General features: G+C 70.1%; 18 protein-coding genes. 6 read left to right on the forward strand and 12 right to left on the reverse strand.

From position 1 onward, the window contains the following. The first annotated feature begins 606 nt into the window (after positions 1-606). The 4 genes from P0Y48_10130 (at position 607) to P0Y48_10145 (ending at position 4,899) form a co-directional block, all read left to right on the forward strand. On the forward strand, positions 607-2,169 hold the full coding sequence (locus P0Y48_10130; GenBank protein WEK12819.1) for a carboxyl transferase domain-containing protein: 1,563 nt from the start codon (positions 607-609) through the stop codon (positions 2,167-2,169). A 4-nt stretch (positions 2,170-2,173) separates the two neighbouring features. Beyond that, entirely contained in the window at positions 2,174-4,171 is a 1,998-nt protein-coding gene (locus tag P0Y48_10135; protein WEK12820.1) for a biotin carboxylase N-terminal domain-containing protein, read from the forward strand. After that, entirely contained in the window at positions 4,168-4,677 is a 510-nt protein-coding gene (locus P0Y48_10140; protein ID WEK12821.1) for a MaoC family dehydratase, read from the forward strand. Before P0Y48_10135 ends, P0Y48_10140 begins: the two co-directional genes overlap by 4 nt. 63 nt (positions 4,678-4,740) lie before the next feature. Continuing rightward, positions 4,741-4,899 carry a hypothetical protein gene (locus tag P0Y48_10145; protein WEK12822.1) on the forward strand — a complete coding sequence of 53 codons (159 nt, stop codon included), beginning with the start codon at positions 4,741-4,743 and terminating at the stop codon, positions 4,897-4,899. A 423-nt stretch (positions 4,900-5,322) separates the two neighbouring features. Here P0Y48_10145 and P0Y48_10150 read toward each other — a convergent pair whose 3' ends face one another. From P0Y48_10150 to P0Y48_10185, 8 genes are all read right to left on the reverse strand, one after another. Further along, entirely contained in the window at positions 5,323-6,168 is an 846-nt protein-coding gene (locus tag P0Y48_10150; protein ID WEK12823.1) for a transglutaminase family protein, read from the reverse strand. Then, complete coding sequence (locus P0Y48_10155; protein WEK12824.1) at positions 6,165-7,097, reverse strand: alpha-E domain-containing protein; 933 nt, start codon at positions 7,095-7,097, stop codon at positions 6,165-6,167. Before P0Y48_10155 ends, P0Y48_10150 begins: the two co-directional genes overlap by 4 nt. Next, positions 7,091-8,875, reverse strand: coding sequence for a circularly permuted type 2 ATP-grasp protein (locus P0Y48_10160; GenBank protein WEK12825.1), 1,785 nt, complete (start codon positions 8,873-8,875; stop codon positions 7,091-7,093). The genes P0Y48_10155 and P0Y48_10160 overlap by 7 nt, the downstream gene beginning before the upstream one ends. 361 nt (positions 8,876-9,236) lie before the next feature. After that, positions 9,237-10,457 (reverse strand): ornithine--oxo-acid transaminase, encoded by a 1,221-nt coding sequence (rocD, locus tag P0Y48_10165; GenBank protein ID WEK12826.1) that lies wholly within the window; start codon positions 10,455-10,457, stop codon positions 9,237-9,239. Beyond that, positions 10,454-11,335, reverse strand: a complete 882-nt coding sequence (locus tag P0Y48_10170) for an N-dimethylarginine dimethylaminohydrolase (protein WEK12827.1) — start codon at positions 11,333-11,335, stop codon at positions 10,454-10,456. Before P0Y48_10170 ends, rocD begins: the two co-directional genes overlap by 4 nt. 142 nt (positions 11,336-11,477) lie before the next feature. Continuing rightward, on the reverse strand, positions 11,478-12,500 hold the full coding sequence (locus P0Y48_10175; GenBank protein WEK12828.1) for an NAD(P)-dependent alcohol dehydrogenase: 1,023 nt from the start codon (positions 12,498-12,500) through the stop codon (positions 11,478-11,480). Continuing rightward, a complete protein-coding gene (locus tag P0Y48_10180; GenBank protein ID WEK12829.1) occupies positions 12,497-12,724 on the reverse strand; it encodes a helix-turn-helix transcriptional regulator in 228 nt (75 codons plus the stop codon). Before P0Y48_10180 ends, P0Y48_10175 begins: the two co-directional genes overlap by 4 nt. Next, complete coding sequence (locus P0Y48_10185) at positions 12,724-13,158, reverse strand: hypothetical protein (protein ID WEK12830.1); 435 nt, start codon at positions 13,156-13,158, stop codon at positions 12,724-12,726. Before P0Y48_10185 ends, P0Y48_10180 begins: the two co-directional genes overlap by 1 nt. A gap of 115 nt (positions 13,159-13,273) precedes the next feature. On the opposite strand from P0Y48_10185, the gene P0Y48_10190 reads away from it, so the two are divergent. Further along, the gene (locus P0Y48_10190) at positions 13,274-14,017 is read left to right on the forward strand and encodes a hypothetical protein (GenBank protein WEK12831.1); all 744 of its coding nucleotides are present in this window, start codon (positions 13,274-13,276) and stop codon (positions 14,015-14,017) included. 181 nt (positions 14,018-14,198) lie between these two features. Here P0Y48_10190 and P0Y48_10195 read toward each other — a convergent pair whose 3' ends face one another. From P0Y48_10195 to P0Y48_10210, 4 genes are read right to left on the reverse strand one after another with little or no spacing between them, the layout of a single operon-like run. After that, entirely contained in the window at positions 14,199-15,440 is a 1,242-nt protein-coding gene (locus tag P0Y48_10195; GenBank protein WEK12832.1) for an FAD-binding protein, read from the reverse strand. A gap of 28 nt (positions 15,441-15,468) precedes the next feature. Next, positions 15,469-16,980 (reverse strand): alpha-N-arabinofuranosidase, encoded by a 1,512-nt coding sequence (locus P0Y48_10200; GenBank protein WEK12833.1) that lies wholly within the window; start codon positions 16,978-16,980, stop codon positions 15,469-15,471. 29 nt (positions 16,981-17,009) lie between these two features. Then, positions 17,010-17,852, reverse strand: coding sequence for a carbohydrate ABC transporter permease (locus P0Y48_10205; GenBank protein WEK12834.1), 843 nt, complete (start codon positions 17,850-17,852; stop codon positions 17,010-17,012). After that, positions 17,849-18,799, reverse strand: coding sequence for a sugar ABC transporter permease (locus tag P0Y48_10210; protein ID WEK12835.1), 951 nt, complete (start codon positions 18,797-18,799; stop codon positions 17,849-17,851). Before P0Y48_10210 ends, P0Y48_10205 begins: the two co-directional genes overlap by 4 nt. Positions 18,800-18,977: 178 nt before the next feature. Here P0Y48_10210 and P0Y48_10215 point away from each other — a divergent pair, with 178 nt between their 5' ends. Beyond that, positions 18,978-20,243 carry an ABC transporter substrate-binding protein gene (locus P0Y48_10215; protein ID WEK12836.1) on the forward strand — a complete coding sequence of 422 codons (1,266 nt, stop codon included), beginning with the start codon at positions 18,978-18,980 and terminating at the stop codon, positions 20,241-20,243. Positions 20,244-20,263 lie beyond the last annotated feature (20 nt).

Here is a 20,263-nt window from a genome sequence, read left to right on the forward strand (position 1 = left end):
ATCGGCCCACTCGAGTAGGCGGCGTACGAAGCACGAACTCGAGCGTTCCCGCAGTAACGCACCCCGGGCGTGGTCGTCTTCGCTCTGTCAGTGGCGCTGGTGCCGTACACCGACTCCAGCACGATGCACTGATTGTTGTCGGATCCCAGCGCTGAAGCCGGTCCGGCGAGGGCCACTCCTCCCGTGACCGGGATCATCGCCAGTGATGACCCGATCGCAACTATGCGTAGCCGTCGTTTCACGTTCCCCTCCGTCCATGCCATGCCCCTCACGAGGAGGCAGATCGTCGCACGCTATCGGGACGAGCCCGGTGAACCGCGGCGATGTTCGCCGCGATCTCGCTGGGACGGGTTGACGCGGACCGGGTCTCGAGACGTGGGCGCACCCGCGAGGGGCCGCCGCGGCGGCGAGTTTCCTGGCCTCGGACTCCACCGACCGCAGCGTCGCGGTCGTCACGAATCACTTGTGCGCACGTGATCGATCTGCCGGTGCGCTTTGCCTGTGGGCGGTCCGCCCGGCCAGCGCACGACCGGCACCCTCGACAACATCGGTTAATGGCCGCTAACCTGATTTGAGTTATCCGTCGATAACCGAAGCGAGGATGCCGTGTCGACGACGACCCCCTCCGGGTACCGTGCGCTGGTCGACGACCTGCGTGGCCGTCTGGATCGCGCCGCACGGGGCGGGCCCGAGAGCTCCCGCACCCGGCACGTCGAGCGGGGCAAGCTCCTCGTCCGCGACCGCATCGACGCCCTGCTCGACCGCGGCAGCCCCTTCCTGGAGGTCGCGCCGCTCGCCGCCTCCGACATCGACGGGTGGCCCGCCGCCGGCGTCGTGGCGGGGATCGGCCTCGTGCACGGCCGCCACGTCATGGTCATCGCCAACGACGCCACCGTCAAAGGCGGCACCTACCACCCGCTGACGGTCAAGAAGCACCTGCGTGCGCAGGAGATCGCCGCGGAGAACCGGCTGCCCTGCATCATGCTGGTCGACTCGGGCGGCGCCTTCCTGCCCCTCCAGGACGAGGTGTTCCCCGACCGCGACCACTTCGGGCGCATCTTCTACAACCAGGCGCGGATGTCGCGTGACGGCATCGCGCAGATCGCGGCCGTGCTCGGCTCGTCCACCGCCGGCGGCGCCTACGTCCCCGCCATGAGCGACCAGACGGTCATCGTGCGCTCCCAGGGCACGATCTTCCTCGGCGGCCCGCCCCTCGTGAAGGCCGCCACGGGCGAGATCGTCTCGGCGGAGGACCTCGGTGGCGGCGACACCCACTCGCGGATCTCCGGCGTCACCGACCATCTCGCCGACGACGACGCGCACGCGCTCGAGATCGTCCGCGGCATCGTCGCGACCCTGCCCGCACCTGCGCCCCCCGTCTCCGCGCCCGTCCCCACCGAACCGCCCGCTCTGCCCTCCGAATCGCTCTACGACGTCGTCCCCGTCGACCTCACGACGCCCTACGACGCGCGCGAGATCATCGTCCGGCTGGTCGACGGCGGGCGTTTCGACGAGTTCAAGCGCGAGTACGGCGAGACGCTCGTGACCGGGTTCGCCCGCCTCCACGGCCACCTCGTCGGCATCCTCGCCAACAACGGCGTGCTCTTCTCGGAGTCGGCGATGAAGGGTGCGCACTTCATCCAGCTGTGCGACCAGCGCGGCATCCCGTTGCTGTTCCTCCAGAACATCACCGGGTTCATGGTCGGCCGGGAGTACGAGGCCGGCGGCATCGCGAAGCATGGCGCGAAGATGGTGAACGCGGTCGCGTGCGCCCGGGTGCCGAAGTTGACGGTCGTCGTCGGCGGCTCGTTCGGCGCGGGCACATACTCGATGTGCGGGCGCGCGTACTCGCCGCGGTTCCTGTGGCTGTGGCCCGGCGCGCGCGTGTCGGTGATGGGCGGACCACAGGCCGCGTCCGTACTGTCGACCGTGCGTCGCGACCAGATCGAAGCCTCCGGCGGCACCTGGTCGGCCGAAGAGCAGGCCGCCTTCGAAGCGCCGCTCCGCGAGCAGTACGAGCATCAGGGCAACCCCTACTACTCCACCTCGCGCCTGTGGGACGACGGGGTCATCGAGCCCGCGCAGACCCGCGACGTGCTCGGGCTCGCCCTCGACGTCGTCACCCGCACCCCGCTCCCCGAACCCGGCTACGGCGTCTTCCGGATGTGATCGCATGACCTTCCCCTTCGACACCGTCCTCGTCGCCAATCGCGGCGAGATCGCCGTGCGCGTCATTCGCACGCTCCGCCGGCTCGGCCTGCGCTCGGTCGCGGTCTACAGCGACGCGGATGCCGGTGCCCTCCACGTGCGGCTCGCCGACGGGGCCGTGCGTCTCGGACCGGCTGCTGCGGCGGAGAGCTACCTCAGCATCGACCGCGTGCTGGAAGCGGCCCGGCGTACCGGCGCACAGGCGATCCATCCGGGCTTCGGCTTCCTCGCCGAGAACGCCGCTTTCGCGCGGGCGTGCGCCGCGGCCGGCATCGTCTTCATCGGCCCGGGCGCCGACGCGATCGCGGTCATGGGGGACAAGATCTCCGCGAAACAGACGGTCGCGGCGCGAGGGGTGCCCGTCGTCCCGGGGATCGCACGCCCGGGCCTCAGCGACGACGACCTCGTCGCGGCGGCGGCCGACATCGGATTCCCCGTGCTCGTGAAGCCCTCGGCCGGCGGCGGCGGGAAGGGCATGCACGTCTTGACGGATGCCGACGGCCTCCGGCCCGCGCTGGCGGCGGCGCGGCGGGAGGCGGCGGCGGGTTTCGGCGACGACACGCTCTTCCTGGAGCGGTACGTGTCCTCCCCTCGCCACATCGAGGTGCAGGTGCTCGCCGATACCTTCGGCTCGGTGGTGCACCTCGGCGAACGCGAGTGCTCGCTGCAGCGGCGCCACCAGAAGGTGATCGAGGAGGCGCCCTCCCCACTCCTGTCGGGACTTCCCGACGGGGAGGAGCTGCGACGGCGGCTCGGCGAAGCGGCATGCGAGACGGCCCGCAGCGTGGATTACGTCGGGGCGGGCACCGTCGAGTTCATCGTCTCGGCCGACGCCCCCGACGAGTTCTTCTTCATGGAGATGAACACGCGACTCCAGGTGGAGCACCCCGTCACGGAAGAGGTCACAGGACTCGATCTGGTCGAACTGCAGGTGCGCATCGCGGCGGGGATGCCGCTGCCGCTCCACCAGGACGACATCGCCCTGACGGGGCACAGCATCGAGGCCCGCGTCTACGCGGAAGACCCGCGCGAGGGCTTCCTCCCCACGGGCGGTCGGGTGGAGCGGGTCATCCACCCCGAGGGCGACGGCATCCGTGTGGACTCCGGACTCGCCGACGGCCTGGACGTCGCCGTCGACTACGACCCCATGATCGCGAAGGTCATCGCGTGGGCACCCGACCGCGAGACCGCGCGGCGGCGGCTCGTGCGCGCCCTCGCCGACACCGCCGTGCTCGGTTTCGAGACGAACCTGGAGTATCTGCGTCTGCTGTTGGAGGAGCCGCGGGTGGTCGCGGGCGACCTCGACACCGACCTCATCGCCCGGACGTTCGAGGGGATGCCGTTCGCCGCGGCCGACGACCGGGTGTGCGCCGAGGCGGCGCTCGTGGAGGCGGTGGCAGAGGCCGGCGACGCCGACGGCACCCCGTGGCAGCGACGCGACGGCTGGCGTCTGGGTGCACCCGCTCCCCGCCGCTACCGGCTCACCGTCGGACCGCGCACGGCCGACATCGCCGTGTGGGGCGAGCTGTCCGCAGCCCGGGTGCAGGTCGACGGCGGCGACGTGCGGTCGGCGTCGGTGTCCGCACATGCCGACGGGACGGCATCCGTCGTGATCGACGACGCGGGGCGGCGCGTGCGATCGGCCCCGGGATGGCTGCACGTCGACGGTGCGACCTTCCGCGTCGCGGAGGCGACCGTGGCGCGCGGGGGCTCCGACGAGAGCCGCTCCCCCCAGCTCGTGTCGCCCATGCCGGGCACGGTCGTGCTCGTGAGCGCCGCCGACGGCGACCGGGTGGAACCCGGCGACCCCGTCGTCTCGATCGAGGCGATGAAGATGGAGCACGTGCTCCGTTCCACCGTCGCCGGCGTCGTGAGGATCGCGGTCGCCGTCGGCGACCAGGTGACCCGCGGGGCGATCGTGGCGACGGTCGACGCGGACGAGTCCACAGGAGGCGACGCATGACCGACACCGGCGAGACGCACGAAGAACACCACGAGGAACGGCGAGTCGAGCAGCGCGGGCTGTACTTCGACGAGCTCGAGGAGGGCGTCGTCTATGCGCACCGGCCCGGCCGCACCGTCACCGAGGCCGACAACGTGCTGTTCACGACGCTGACGATGAACACCCAGGCGCTGCACCTCGACGCCGCCTGGTCGGAGGGCACGGAGTTCGGAGAGCGGCTCGTCAACAGCATGTTCACGCTCTCGACGCTCGTCGGCCTGTCGGTCGCACAGCTCACGCAGGGGACGATCGTCGCGAACCTCGGGGTCCGCGACGTCCGCTTCCCCGCGCCCGTCCGCGTGGGCGACACGCTCTACGCGGAGACGCGGGTGCTGTCGCGCCGGGCGTCGTCGTCGCGTCCCGGACAGGGGATCGTGGAGTTCGCCCACACGGCCCGCAACCAGCGCGGCGAGATCGTCGCCGAAGCGACCCGGTCGACACTCATGCGAATGTCACCCACCGCCTGAGCCGCCCCCGGCATCCCTGTCAAGGGCCGTGCCGCCCCGCCGCGCCGCGCCTACCGTGGCGGGATGAGCAACGACACGCACGACACCCCCACCGACAACGAGCCGCTCGAGCCGGACGCCCCTGTGGGCGGCGACGAGACGACCGAGGACGAGCTGGAGGCCGACAACCCCGTCGAGCAGGACACCCTCAAAGCCCTCGACCCCAACGACGCGCCCGCCTGACCGCCCCTACCGGTCGTTGAGCGAGCGCAGCGAGACGAAACGCCCGCCGGTCGTTGAGCGAGCGCAGCGAGACGAAACGCCGACCCGAACCGGAAGAGAACGCCGTTTCGTCTCGGTCGCTCCGCTCCCTCGCTCAACGACCGGGGAAACCGCACCCACCGGTCGTTGAGCGAGCGCAGCGAGACGAAACGCCGACGCGAACCGGAAGAGAACGCCGTTTCGTCTCGGTCGCTCCGCTCCCTCGCTCAACGACCGGGGAAACCGCACCCACCGGTCGTTGAGCGAGCGCAGCGAGACGAAACGCCGACCCGGACCGGAAGAGAACGCCGTTTCGTCTCGGTCGCTCCGCTCCCTCGCTCAACGACCGGGGAAACCGCACCCACCGGTCGTTGAGCGAGCGCAGCGAGACGAAACGCCGACGCGTCAGGCCTCGCGGGTGATCGTGACCTTCACATGGAGGTCGCTCTTGAACGGCCCCGCGTACACGCCCCGCAACGGCGGAACGTCGTTGTAGTCGCGGCCTCGGCCGACCAGCACATGCCGGTCGCCGATCTCGACGCTGTTCGTCGGGTCGAAGCCCTGCCATTCGCCGGCGAACCACTCCACCCACGCGTGCGACTCGCCCGCGACCGGCACACCGATCTCGGGGTTGGCCTGCGGGTGCAGGTAGCCCGACACATACCGAGCCGGGATGCCGACGTGCCGCAGCGCGCCGAGGGTGATGTGGGTGATGTCCTGACAGACGCCCTTGCGTTCCACCCAGGCGTCGGCGGCCGTCGAGTGGACGCCCGTGATCCCCTGCATGTATTCCACGGCGTCGCCGATGGCGTGCGCGATCGCGAGCGCCGCCTCCGCGGGGCGCTCGTGCTGGTCGGCGATCGAACGGGCGATGTCGGCCACTTCGGGATGCGGCGTCGTGCGTGCCGTCTGGCCCAGCATCTCGACCGTCGCGATCTGGCGCTCGGCCTCTCGACCCAGCTGGTCCCAGGTCATGTCGCTGGGCTCCAGGGGCCGTGGACGCACCTCGACGAGCGAGCGCGCCGTGATGCCGAGCGCGGCGTGACCGGCGAGCACATCGAACGCCGCCACGCGCGTTCCGAAGTAGTCGACGTACTGGTTGATGCTCGTCGACGGCTCGATGTCGAGCTGCGAACTCAGCACGAACTGGCTGTCGGTGGAGCTCGGCAGCATCCGGGCCTCGTTGTACGACGCGCCGACGTCACCTTGATAGGTGAATCCGGTGGCGTGCTCGATCCGCAGGCGCTTCATGAGGTCTCTCCGATCCAGCTCGGCTCGGCGTGCGTCGGGAAGAACCGGCCGCGGATGGCTTCGGATGCCTCGCGCGTCACCTTCTGCACCTGCTCCATGTGCGCCGGCAGCTCGTCGATGATCTCGCCGATCGGCCGGTACTCCAGGTCGTTGCGGATGCGCCCGAGCGCGCGGAGCACCGTGTTGGAGTGGCCGACCCGATCGGCGACCGGGTCGATCGCGCGCATGCAGTCCTCCGCACGCTGGATCGAGTGGATGATCGAGCGCGGGAACAGGCGGTCGAGGAGGAGGAACTCGGCGGCGTTGCGGGCGCTCGGCATCCCCCGGTACGTGCGCAGGTACGCCTCGTACGCCCCGCAGGAGCGCAGGATCGTCGTCCACGACGGACCGGATGCCTCGGTGAGCGACCGCGTGGCGAGCAGCCGTGCGGTCATGTCCGTGCGCTCGATGGAACGGCCCAGCGTGAAGAACTGCCACGCCTCGTCACGGCTCGTCGAGGAATCGGAGATGCCGACGGCGAGCGCCGCGCGTTCACGCACCCACTGGAAGAACTCGTGCACCTTCTCGTCGTTGAGGCGTCGCGGCATCCGCGAGTAGGTGGTGTTGAGGGTCTCCCACAGTTCGGTCGAGACGATCTCGCGCGCCCGCCGTGCGTTCTCGCGGGCGGCCTGGAGCGCGTAGGCGATGCTCGACGGGTTCTGCCGGTCGACGGCGAGGCGGGTGAGCACGTCGCTGCGGGTGACCCGGTCGAGATCGACGGGCGGGACGGAGCCCATGACGCCCATGAGGGAACGGCAGGCGATGTCCTCGTCGATCCACGGGTCCTCGAGGAGCAGCTGCAGGTGCACGTCCAGAATGCGGGCGGTGCCGTCGGAGCGTTCGATGTAGCGGCCGATCCAGAACAGTGACTCGGCGATGCGGCTCAGCACGGGGTCACCTCCGTTTCGTCTCGCTGCGCTCGCTCAACGACCGGGGGATCCGCTCGTTCGGTCGCCTCGGTCGTTGAGCGACGAGCGGAGCGAGGAGACGAAACGCCGGCGTCCCGGCCTTGCTGTTGCTGCTGCTGTTGTTCCTGCTGCTCGCCGGTGGTGGCGGGGCGGTCCTGCGGCGAGTGGTCGGGCTCGACCTGCGGGTCGTAGATGATCGAGATCGCCTCGGTCACGGATGCCTGCTCGGCGACGAGACCGGCGAGGTTCTGGCCGGCGCCGTACTCCGAGCTGCGCGGGGCGTCGCCGCCGACGATCCACGTGTCCTTGGAGCCGCCGCCCTGGCTCGAGTTGACCACCAGCTGACCCTCGGGGAGCGCGACGCGGGTGAGGCCACCCGGCAGCACCCACACCTCGTCGCCGTTGTTGACCGCGAAGGGGCGGAGGTCGGCGTGCCGGGGGCGCATCCCGTCTTCGACGAGCGTCGGGATGGTCGAGAGCATGACGACCGGCTGCGCGATCCAGCCGCGCGGGTCTTTCAGGAGCTTCTTGCGCAGCTTCTCGAGCTCCGCCGGGCTCGCGTCGGGTCCGACGACGAGCCCCTTGCCGCCGGAGCCGTCGACGGGCTTCACGACGAGTTCGTCGAGCCGGTCGAGCACCTCCTCGAGCGCACCCTTGTCCTCCAGTCGCCACGTGTCGACGTTCTTGAGGATGGGCTCCTCGGCGAGGTAGTACCGGATGAGGTCGGGGACGTAGGTGTAGAGCAGCTTGTCGTCGGCGACGCCGTTGCCGACGGCGTTGGCGATCGTAACGTTCCCGAGCCGTGCGGCGAGCATGAGCCCCGGAGCGCCGAGCATGGAGTCGGCACGGAACTGCAGCGGGTCGAGGAAGTCGTCGTCGACGCGGCGGTAGATGACGTCGACGCGCTTGGGTCCGCGCGTCGTACGCATGAACACTTTGCCGCCCATGCACTGGAGGTCTCGGCCCTCGACCAGTTCGACACCCATGAGCCGTGCGAGGAGCGTGTGCTCGAAGTAGGCGGAGTTGTAGACGCCCGGTGTCAGCACGACGACGTTGGGGTCGTCGATGCCGGGAGGCGCCGATGCCTGCAGCGCCTGGAGCAGCTTGTTGGGGTACTCCCCGACGGGGCGCACGCGCATCGACACGAACAGCTCCGGGAGCGTCTGCGCCATGACGCGACGGTTGGAGATGACGTAGCTGACGCCGGAGGGCACCCGCACGTTGTCCTCGAGCACGCGCATCTCGCCGTGCTCGTCGCGGATGAGGTCGATGCCCGACACCTGGATGCGCACGCCGTTGGCGGAATGGATGCCGGCGGCCTGGCGGTAGAAGTACTGCGACGACGCGATGAGGGCAGCGGGGAGCACCCCGTCGCGCACACAGTGCTGGTGGCCGTAGGCGTCGTCGAGGAACGCTTCGAGCGCCCGCACCCGCTGCTGGACGCCCTTCTCGATGCGCGACCACTCGTCGAACTCGATGACGCGGGGCACGGCATCCAACGGGAAGGGACGCTCTTCACCGGCGAAGTCGAACGTAACGCCCTGTGCGAGATAGGAGCTGGCGAGCGAATCGGTGCGCCCGCGCAACTCCTCCTGGGTCATCTGCGCGAGCGCCTGATAGAGCTCCCGATAGGCCGTGCGTGATTCCGCGGCGGCGCCGGGATGCGTCGGCTGCCCGAACATCTCGTCGAACGCGGGCACCCCCGACGCGGTCTTTCGCGGCGCCAGCGTGGAGCCGTATCCGTCGAACAGGTCACCCATGTCACGAGCCTAGCCCGGCCCGTGTTTCGGAGGTATGTCACGGCGAGTGAGGGCGTGAGCCATGTCCCAGTTTGTGTCCGGGCCATGTCCCAGTGTGTGTCCGGGCCATGTCCCAGTTTCGGTCGCGCCATGTCCCAGTCCGGGCGGCGCATGTCCCAAACTCGGCTGTCCCGGCATCCTTGAACCGACCGAAAGTGGGACATGCTCACCCAAACCGGCGGATGTGGCGACTCTGTCCCAGTTTGGGTCGGCCATGTCCCATTTTGGGCGGCGCATGTCCCAAACTCGGCTGTCCCGGCACATGAACCGACCGAAAGTGGGACATGCTCACCGGAGCCCGCCCCAAAACGACAGGATGCCGTCAGGCGGCGAGGACGAACCTCAGCTGCTCGACGGCCCAGTCGATCTCGGTGGCACGGATGACCAGCGGCGGCGCGATGCGCACCGTCTGACCGTGGGTGTCCTTCACGAGCACGCCGCGCGCGAGAAGCCGTTCGGCGATTTCGCGCCCCGTGCCCACCGCCGGGTCGATGTCGACGCCGGCCCACAGCCCCGCGACGCGGACGGCGGTCACACCGTGTCCGACGAGGCCCGCGAGCTTCTGCTCGAGGTGCTCACCGAGCGCCTGCGCGCGGGTCTGGAACTCGCCGGATGCCAGCATGTCGACGACCTGACGGCCCACGGCGCACGCGAGCGGGTTGCCGCCGAACGTGGAACCGTGCTCGCCCGGCCGGATGACGCCGAGCACGTCGGCGTCGGCGACCACCGCCGACAGCGGCACGATGCCGCCGCCGAGCGCTTTGCCGAGAAGGTACATGTCGGGGACGACACCCTCCCGGTCGCACGCGAACGTCGTACCGACGCGGGCGAGGCCGGACTGGATCTCGTCGGCGACGAACAGCACGTTGTGCCGGTCGCAGATCTCGCGCACCGCCCGGAGGTACCCGTCGGGCGGGATGATGACGCCGCCCTCGCCCTGGATGGGCTCGATGAGCACGGCCGCGGTGTGCGGCGTGATGGCGGCTTCGATCGCGGCGGCGTCGCCGTAGGCCACCGAGACGAATCCGGGAGCGAACGGGCCGAAGTCGGTCCGGGCCTGCGGGTCGTCGCTGAAGCCGACGATCGTGGTCGTGCGTCCGTGGAAGTTGCCGTCGGCGACGACGACGGTCGCGGCATCCGCGGGCACGCCCTTCACTCGGTACGCCCACGCCCGCGCCACCTTGATTCCGGTCTCGACGGCCTCGGCGCCGGTGTTCATCGGGAGCACGAGGTCTTTGCCGCACAATGACGCCAGGGCGTCGGCGAACCCGGCGAGCTGGTCGTTGTGGAACGCGCGACTGGTGAGGGTGATCCGGCCGAGCTGCTCGGTCGCCGCAGCGACGAGCGCCGGATGCCGGTGGCCGAAGTTCAAGGCCGAGTACGCCGAGAGGAGGTCGAGGTAGCGCTTGCCCTCGACGTCGGTGACCCACGCGCCTTCCCCGCGGGCGACGACGACGGGGAGCGGGTGGTAGTTGTGGGCGACGTGCTGCTCCTCCGACTCGATGAGGTGAGCGGTGGTCGCGTCGAGCAGGGGGCTGGTCATCGGTTTCCTCGCAGTTCGAGCGTGCAGCACTTGATACCGCCGCCGCCGAGCAGCAGCTCGGACAGGTCGACGGCGACCGGGACGTAGCCGCGTTCGCGCAGCTGTTCGGCGAAGCCCGTGGCGCGCGGCGACACGAACACGTGAAGCCCGTCGGACGCCGCGTTGAGCCCGAAGACCGCGCCGTCCGCTTCCGAGACGCGGATGGCATCCGGGTAGCGCTCTTCCAGCACGGCACGGGATGCCTCGTCGAACGCCGACGGCAGGTAGGCGATGTTGGCGCGCTCGACGCCCCCGGGGCCTTCGACGGGGTCGAGCACCGTGATCGCCGTGTCGAGGTGGTAGAAGCGCGGGTCGGTGAGGCGGAGCGAGACGACCTCGCGCCCGAAGACCTCTCCGAGCTCGCGGTGGCTGTCGCCGACGGAGCGGAAGCCGGTGCCGGCGAGGATCGTGTCGCCGACGAGGAGGAAGTCCCCCTCGCCCTCCTGCACCTCGACGGGCTCGATCACCTCGAAGCCGTGCGCGGCGAACCAGTCCATGAAGGGGCGTTCCTCGCCACGGCGCTCGTCGACGCGGAACTTCACGCCGAGCGCGCGGCCGTCGATGAGGAAGCCGCCGTTGGCGGTGTAGACCATGTCGGGCAGGCCCGGCACGGGGTCGATGAGTTCGACCTCGTGCCCGAGCGAGACGTACGTGTCGTACAGCGCCTGCCACTGCTCGACGGCCTTCGCCGTGTCGGTGGGGTTCGCCGGCTCCATCCACGGATTGATCCGGTAGCTGACGGTGAAGTACTCGGGCCGGCACATGAGGTAGCGGCGGTGCTGGGCGATGCGCGCGGGGGCTTCCGTGGCCGTCTCAGGCAGCGGGGGCGTCGGGGACATCTCTCTCCTCGGGACGATCGCGGCGGACGCTGTCCAGAGGCCCGGCGGCCCTTCGACCCGCACCTCCGGATCGAGCACCCGGAGCGCGGGGAAAGGTCGTGGCGGGCACGCCGTGGCCCATTCTGCCAGACGGCCCTCCGCGTCAGGCGGTGACGACGATCTTCCCGACGGTCCGGCCCGTGTCGACGTGCGCCAGCGCGGCCCGCGCGTCGGCGCGGCGGAAGGTGCGCTCGACGGGAGGCTGCAGGTCGCCGCTCGCGGCGAGTGCGACGAGCTGCGCCGTGATCTCGGGCTTGGCCACCGCCGCGAGCGGTCGGAGCCGCCGTCGCGCACCGATCGAGAGCACGGCGGCGCGGAGGATGCGGCCGAGCGGACCGAACACCCGGTTCGCGCCCCCGGAGACGAGCACGACGGCGCCGCCCGGACGCACGAGCCGCCGGAGCACCCGCAGCGGCGCGGAGCCGGCGATGTCGATGACGGCGTCGTAGGAATCGGGCGCCTCGCCGGCGAGGTCGGTGGCCCGACGGTCACGCACGCGCGTGGCACCGAGCTCGGCGACGACGTCGAGAGCGGCGGCGCTGCACAGGGCGTCGACGTCGGCGCCGCGGAGCACCGCGAGCCGGACGGCGAAGGTGCCGACACCGCCGCCGGCGCCGACCACGAGCACCCGCGACCCCTCGCCGACGCCGCCGAGGTCGAGCGCCTGCCAGGCGGTGCCGCCGGCGAGCGGCAGTGTCGCCGCGGTCTCGAGGTCGAGCCCGTCGGGCACGGGCGCGAACCGGTCGGCGGATGCCGCGACGCACTCCCCCAGTCCGCCGCCGGAGATCTCCCCGACGACGCGGTCGCCGACGCGCCGGGAGGTGACGGCGTCACCGATCGCGACGATCGTGCCGGCGACATCGCGACCGGGAACCGGTGTGCGCGGGCGACGCAGGCCGAACGCGAGCCGCACGAGGAGGGGGTCGCCGCGGAGGATGCGGATGTCGGCGGAGTTGAGCGAGCTCGCCACCACCTCGACCACCACCTCGTCGGGCGAGGGCACGGGCCGGTCGACGAGCGTCTCCGCGAGCACATCGGGACCGCCGTAGCGGGACTGACGCCAGACCGTCATCGTCGGCGACGGGGTGGGCGGGGTGGGTGCGGAGCGCACGGCATCCGTGTTCATGATTCCTCCGTGGAGTCGGGGTAATGGAAGACGTCGTCGAGGCGCACGCCGAGCACGCGCGCGATCTGGAAGGCGAGTTCGAGGGTGGGCGAGTAGCGGCCCTGTTCGATCGCGATGAGGGTCTGCCGGGTGACGCCGATGCGCCCGGCGAGGTCGGCCTGCGTGAGCCCGGCACCCTCGCGCAGCGGTCGGATGACGTTGGTGACGCGCGTGGGGCGGACCATCAGACGAGCCCCCGACGGTAGGCGACGAGTCGGGCGACGCTGCCGAGCGTGGCGGAGAGGAAGAAGCCGACGAAGATCGCGTTGCCGATCCAGAAGGGTTCCGCGTCGACCATCGCGAGCACGATCCCGGCGATGCCGCCGATCGCGCCGAACGCCTGACCGACGCGGTCGCCCATGCGCTCGATGTCGCGGTCGCGCACGTCGGAGCGGTGCTCCTCGCCCGGATCGCGGATGCCTGCGACGATGCCCCACAGGATGCTGGCGGCGATCGTCGCCACGATCCCGCCGACGATGCACCACACCATCGGCCACTGCCAGGCGACGTCGTCGACGGGCCGCTCCGCCAGCTGCGGGAGGACGAGCGCGAGATAGATCGAGACGACGACGACGCTGAGCACCAGCCCGCTCCAGACGTTGCGTTCTCCGTAGCCCATGATGCCCTCCGGCTTGTCAAAGATTCTTTACACGGAGTGTAGGCACGGCGGCGAAGTGATGTCAAGAATTCTTTACTTCCTCCGCAGTTCGCACGCGATCTGGGATGCTGGGCCCATGGGGCGTCGTACCGGTGAGGAGACCCGTGCGCTATTGCTGCGTGTGGGGATGCAGATGCTGCTCGAGCGCGGCGTCACCGCGGGCGTGCAGCACATCCGCGTTCAGGACGTGCTGCGTCGCGCGGGCCTGACGACCGGCGCCGCTTACCGGCTGTGGGCCGACCAGACCGACTATCAGCGCGATCTGGCGGTGGCGATGGTGCGGCTGCGGCTGAGCTCGCCCGCCGACTACGCGAGCGGAGCCGTCGAGGCACTCGTGGCCTCGGGCGCTCCGGGCGACGACGTCATCCGCGCCGCCGCCGAGGCGCACCTGCAGAGCATCTCCCGCGACGCGAACGACCCCGACGACGCCCGTGACGCCCAGTCGTTCCTCATCGCGCTCGCCTTGCGCACGACGGCGCAGAGCTGGCCGGAACTGACGGATGCCAGTCGCGAGCGGCACCGGGAGTCGATCGCCGCCTTCGGGGAGTTCTACTCGTCGGTCATGGCCGCCTATGGCCTCCGGATGAAGTCGCCGCTCACGATCGAGGACTTCACCGAGGCGGTGGCCGCACTCGGCGAGGGCTTCGCGGTGCGATCGCTGGAAGGCATCCCTCATCGGACCTATGCGCCGACCGTGGACGACGAGATGCCGCAGGTCGGTGACGGCCGCTGGACGCTGTTCGCCCTGTCGGTGCGGGCGCTCGTGAACGAGTTCATGGTGCCTGTCGAGCCGGACGGCCGCGACCGCGCGATCCCGTGATGTGAGAGCTCTGGGGTCGACGGGCTCGACCCCAGAGCGACACTCCCCCCGTGGGTGTCACGTCGGCCTTCGGCTCCGCCGAGCTGGAACAGGCCTCCGCTGGACGCTCCCCAGAAGCGTCCTTTTCATCGTGACGCGGCACGTCCGAGACACACCAGAAAGAAAAGTTGTTTCTCCTCCCTCAGAGCCCGAACCGCGCCATCGCCGCGTTGTGGAAGCGGCGGTCGGGGTCGCGGCGCTCGCGGAGCGCGACGGCATCCTGCCGGCGCGGGTAGCGGGCCGCGAGGTCGGCCCCCGACAGCGCGAAGAGCTTGCCCCAGTGCGGTCGCATCGTGGCGGGCAGCGCCGCCTCGATCGTCGGGAGGAGCGCGGAGACCCCCGCGACGTCGAGCCGCCACGTGAAGTGGATGCCGACGGCATCCGTCTCCGAGGCGGGGCTCAGCCACTGGTCGTCGGCGGCCATCGTCCGCATCTCGCACACCTGCAGGAGCGGGGCGATCACAGGCGTCAGCGCGCGCACCGCGTCGATCGCCTCGACCGCGTCCGAACGGGGAACGAGGTACTCCGTCTGCAGCTCCTCGCCGGCCGACGGCGTGAACGCCATGCGGAAGTGCGGCAGGCGCTCGAACCACGGGCCGCGGCTCCCCTGCTGCGGGGTGCACGGGGCGGGGTCGATACCCGGCAGCGGATGCCGCGGGCCGTCGGCCGGGCGCGCGCCGATGGCCGAGAGGTCGGGAGCATCGTGGCGGCTCTTCACCCAGATCTGATCGACGAGGTCGGGGTCGCGCCACGTCGTGAACAGGCTGACGCTGTCGCCGCTGCGCTGCACCTCGTCGAACCTGTGCAGCACGTCGTCCCAGCGCGCCCCCTCGTAGACCGTCTGCGACAGCTCGTACGCCGGCTCCGTGTCGAGCTCGACGGCGGTCACGACGCCGTGGGCGCCGAGGGAGACGACCGACCCGGCGAAGTCGGGGTCGCCGCGCTCGACACGCACGGGGGCTCCGGTGCCGTCGATCGACTCGACCGCCCGCACCTGGGTGGCCAGCGATCCGAGCCGCTCGCCGCTGCCGTGCGTGCCTGTCGCGACGGCGCCCGCGATGGAGATGTGCGGCAGCGACGCGAGGTTGGACAGCGCCCGCCCCCGCTCCTGCAGCCAGGGCGCGAGGTCGCCGTAGCGCCAGCCTCCCGGCACGCGCACGACGCCGCGCGCCGCGTCGAGCTCCGGTTCGCCGCCGAGGTCGGCGAGCGAGATCATCGTGCCCGTCGTGTCGGCGATGTCCGAGAAGGAGTGACGACTCCCGACGACCCGCACGCTCGTGCTGGCCGTGACGATCGCGGCGATCTCCTCGACGGTCGTCGGCCGCACGAGGCGCTGTGCGCGATAGGCGACGTTGCCCGCCCAGTTCGTTCCCGGATCGCTCACCGTGTCCTCCTCGGGCCCGGCCCCCGGATCATCCCAGGGCGAGCGCCGTCCACGATACGGGAGGAAGGGTCACCGTGAGCGTGCCGGCCGCGACGGATGCCGACGCGTTCTCCCGCGGTCGCACCCGCTCGGGATCGTTCAGCGTGTTCGCCGCACCGGTGTCGTCGTCGTGGAGCGTGTGCGATTCGAGCACGCTCACGTCGCCGAGCGCCGACACGTCGACCGTCACGGTGACCTCCTCCGTCTGGCTCCGATTCACGAGGAACACGGCGCTACGGCCGCTGTCGGCGTCGTGGGTGGCGACGGCATCGACGAGGGGCACCTCGCCGTACGCCGTCGTCTCGTACGTCGGAGCCTCCACGCCGACCCGCAGCGCGTTGCCGCGGGCGAGACGGGACGTGAGGGAGAACGGGAAGAAGGTCGTCTGGCGCCACGCAGGACCGCCCGGCTCCGTCATGATCGGGGCGATCACGTTGACGAGCTGCGCGAGCGACGCGGATGCGACGCGATCGGCGTGCTTGAGGAGCGAGATGAGCAGGCTGCCGAAGACGACGGCATCCGCGACCGAGTAGACGTCCTCGAGGAGCCGCGGCGCGACCGGCCAGTTGTCGATGCCCTCGATCTTGTCGACGCCCTCGAACCGGTCGATGTACCAGACGTTCCACTCGTCGAACGAGAGGTCGATGCGCTTCTTCGACCCGCGGACGGCGCCCACGTGGTCGGCGGTCGCGACGACAGCGTCGATGAAGGCATCCATGTCGACCGACGACGCGAGGAAGCTCGCCAGGTCGCCGCCGCGCTCCTCGTAGTACGCGTGGCAGGAGATGAGGTCGACGTCGTCGTACGTGTGCGTGAGCACGACCCGCTCCCACTCCCCGAAGGTCGGCATGTGGGCGCTCGATGAGCCGCACACGACGAGCTGGATGCCGGGATCGAGCTGACGCATGGCCTTCGCCGTGCGAGACGCCAGCTTTCCGTAGTCGTCGGCCGACCGGTGGCCGATCTGCCACGGACCGTCCATCTCGTTGCCCAGACACCACATGCGCACGTCGAACGGCTCCGCACGACCGTGCGCGGCCCGCTGGTCGCTGAGCGCCGTCCCGGCGCGCAGGTTCGCGTACTCGAGCAGATCGATCGCCTCCTGCGTGCCGCGCGTGCCGAGATTGACGGCGAGCATGAGGTCGCTCCCCACCTTGTCGAGCCACGACGCGAACTCGTGCAGCCCGATCTCGTTCGTCTCCGTCGAGTGCCACGCCAGGTCGACGCGACGCGGCCGCTCCTCCCGCGGCCCGACCGAGTCCTCCCATCGGAAGCCCGACACGAAGTTGCCGCCCGGATAGCGGATGGTGTCGACCCCGAGTTCGCGCACGAGTGCGATGACGTCGGTGCGGAACCCCTCGGCATCCGCTGCCGGGTGACCCGGTTCGTAGATGCCGTCGTAGATGTGGCGTCCGAGGTGCTCGACGAACCCGCCGAACAGCTTGCGGCGGACGGGCCCGACGGTGAACCGCGGGTCGAGGAGGAGTCGTGCGGAGGGCATGGCGGACTTTCTGATCGAGGGGGTCGGTGCTACTTCAGTCCGGAGGTCGCGACGCTCGCGACGAACCGGCGCTGGAGGAAGAGGAAGAGGATCGCCAGCGGCAGCAGCGCGATGAGGGAGCCGGCCATCATGACGCCGAACGGGATGATGCCGCCGGGTCCGGTCAGAGCCGTCAGTCCCGAGGTGATCGTCCCCATCGCGGGGTCGGTGGTCATCACGAGCGGCCACAGCAGGTCGTTCCAGTTGTTGACGAAGTTGTAGACGCCGAGGGTCACGAGCGCGGGCACGGCGTTGGGAAGGACGATGCTGCGGAAGATCCGCAGTTCCGACGCCCCGTCCACGCGTGCCGCGCTGTCGAGATCCCGCGGCAGCGAAAGGAAGAACTGGCGCAGGAAGAAGATGCCGAACGCGTCGGCCGCGCGCGGGGCGATGAGGCCGGCGTAGGAGTTGATCCAGCCGAGATCGGCGACGAGCTGGTAAACGGGGATGAGCGTCGCCTGGAACGGGATCATCAGGCTCCCGATCAGCGCGAACAGGAGCACCCGACTGCCGCGGAAGTCCATGCGGGCCAGGACGTACGCCGCGAGCGCATCGAAGGTCAGGGAGAACAGCGTCACCCCGCCGGCGAACACGAAACTGTTGACGATCAGCTGAGCGAACGGGAGGTCGCGGAAGATCCGGGTGAAGTTGTCGAACGTCCACGCGTCGGGCAGGAGCGTCGGCGGGAACGCGTTCACCTCGGCCACGGGCTTGAACGCGGTGAAGACCACGATCGCGATCGGCAGGAGCGTGACGAGGGTCGCGACGACGACGATGACGAACAGGACGGCGGGGCCGACGCGTCGGCTCAGCACGGGCGACAGGGCGCTCATACGGCGGCCTCCGCGCGGCGGCTGCTCAGCCAGAACTGCACGAGGCCGAGAATGAGTGTCGCCACCAGCAGCACGTAGGACAGCGCGGCGGCGAAGCCGAGGTCGAGGTCCTTGAAGCCGGACTGGTAGATCTGCATCACGACCGTCTGCGTGCTGCGGTACGGCCCGCCGCCGGTGAGCACGTAGATCTGGTCGAACGCCTGGAGGGCCGCGATCGTCGCGATCACGACGACGAACCCCGTCGTGTTGCCCAGGAGCGGCACGGTGATGTGCCGGAAGCGCGCCCAGGCGGTCGCCCCGTCGACGCGTGCCGCCTCGTAGAGCGACGGCGGGATGTCCTGGAGGCCGGCGAGGAAGACGATCATGTAGAAGGGGAAGGTCTTCCACACCGCGATGAGGGCGACGGCGGGCATCGCGAGCGCGGGGTCCTGGAACACGTTGCCGATCTGCAGCCCGAGACCGCGCAGCCAGTAGTTGGCGAGGCCGATCTGCGGGTCGAGCAGGTACTGCCACGCGAAGGCGGCGACGGCGAGCGAGACGATGAACGGGACGAACAGCAGCGTGCGGAACATCCCTCGCAGCGGCAGCCGCGGGTGGTTGAGGGCGAGCGCGAGGAGCAGCGCGGTGATGACGACGGTCGGCGTGAACAGCGCGGCGTAGAGCACGGTGTTCCCCATGGAGCGGAGCACCTGTTCGTCGGTGAAGACGGCGAGGTAGTTCTCCAGCCCGATGAACTCCGGCGTCCGGAACCCGTTGGCGTTGGTGAACGACATCAGCAGCGCGCTGATCATGGGCCAGAACACGAACGCGGACAGGATCGTCACGGCCGGGATCAGGAACACCAGGATCGTGAGCCGTCGGCGCAGGCGAGCCGACAGCGGGCCTCGACCGCCGAGCGGCGAAGGGGGCACGTATCGTGCGACGGCCGGCGTGGCGCTCGTTGCCATCAATCCTCCAAAATACAACGTTGTAGTCACAAGGTAGGAAGGCGGACCCGCGGCTGTCAAGTCGGTACTTGACACCAGCGCGGTCCTCGCGCACCATGTGATTGCAACGTTTACCTACATCGTTGTATCGAGACCCGAACCTACAGTCGACATCGATGTCGAAAGGAAGCTCCCGCTGATGAGAAAGTTCCTCGCAATCACCGCACTGGGCGTGGCGTCCGTCGTCGCACTCGCCGGGTGCAGCGGCACGTCCGACCCTGCCCCCGCCGACGGACAGCCCGTCGAGATCGACTTCTGGCACGGGTATACCGAGGCCGACGGCAAAGTGCTCGACGACCTGGTCGCCGAGTTCAACGCGTCGCAGGACGGCGTCGTCATCACCCCCTCGACCAAGCCGTGGGCGACGATCCTCGACACCGTCCTCCCGGCGCTCACGTCGAAGACGGGGCCGCAGCTGCTCGCCCTTCCCCCCGAGAACATCCCGGTCTACGCCTCGCAGGGTGCACTGCTCCCCCTCGACGACTGGTACGACGCCGCCGACAGCGGCGCCTCCAGCCTCAACGAGCAGGCCGTCGCCACCGGCATCGTCGACGGCGAGCGCTACGGCGCCCCGCTGAGCTTCACGCCCCTCGCGATGTTCTACAACAAGGCGCTGTTCGACGCCGCCGGCGTCGCGGTGCCGACGACATGGGACGAATGGGTCGCCGCAGCCAAGGAGCTGACGGTCGACGACGACGGCGACGGCACGCCCGAGCAGTACGGACTCGCCCTCGCCGATCACGCCACCGTCGGAAACGGCGTCTGGATGTCGCTGTTCAAGAGCGGCGGCGGCGATGTCGTCACCGCCGACGGCGAGGTCGTGGTCGACTCCCCCGAGAACGTCGCGACCCTGTCGTACTGGGCCGACGCGGTCCGCAAAGACAAGATCTCCCCCGCCGGGCTCTCGGGCGTCGACACCGACGGCCTGTTCAGCTCGGGCAAGGCGGCGATGACCCTCGCCGGTCCCTGGATGGCGAGCGTCTCGGAGGGCGCCGGCATCGAGTACGGGATCGCTCCGATCCCCGCCGGACCGGCCGGCGCGAAGGCCTCCGCCCTCGCGGTCGACCTCACCGTCACGTCGCAGGCATCGGATGCCGAGAAGGCGGCCATCGGCACGTTCCTCACGTGGTTCTACCAGAAGGAGAACATGGTCACGTGGTCGCTCGGGTCGGGGTGGCCTCCGCTCACCACCGACGTCGCGGCATCCGACGTGTCCGAGAACGCCGTCGTCTCGGCGCTCACCGAGCAGTCGTCGCTGGGCGTCGCGCTCCTCCCGGGCGTCATCCCCTCCACCGACGTGCTCACCGAGCTCGACACCGCGACGCAGAAGGCGCTCGCGGGCGGCGACCCCTCGGAGCTGCTCACCGCCGCGCAGACGGCGATGACGGCCACCCTCGCCGAATAGCATCATCCGAAACGACGTGG

The sequence above is a fragment of the Candidatus Microbacterium phytovorans genome, from assembly GCA_029202445.1.
GTDB lineage: Bacteria > Actinomycetota > Actinomycetes > Actinomycetales > Microbacteriaceae > Microbacterium > Microbacterium phytovorans.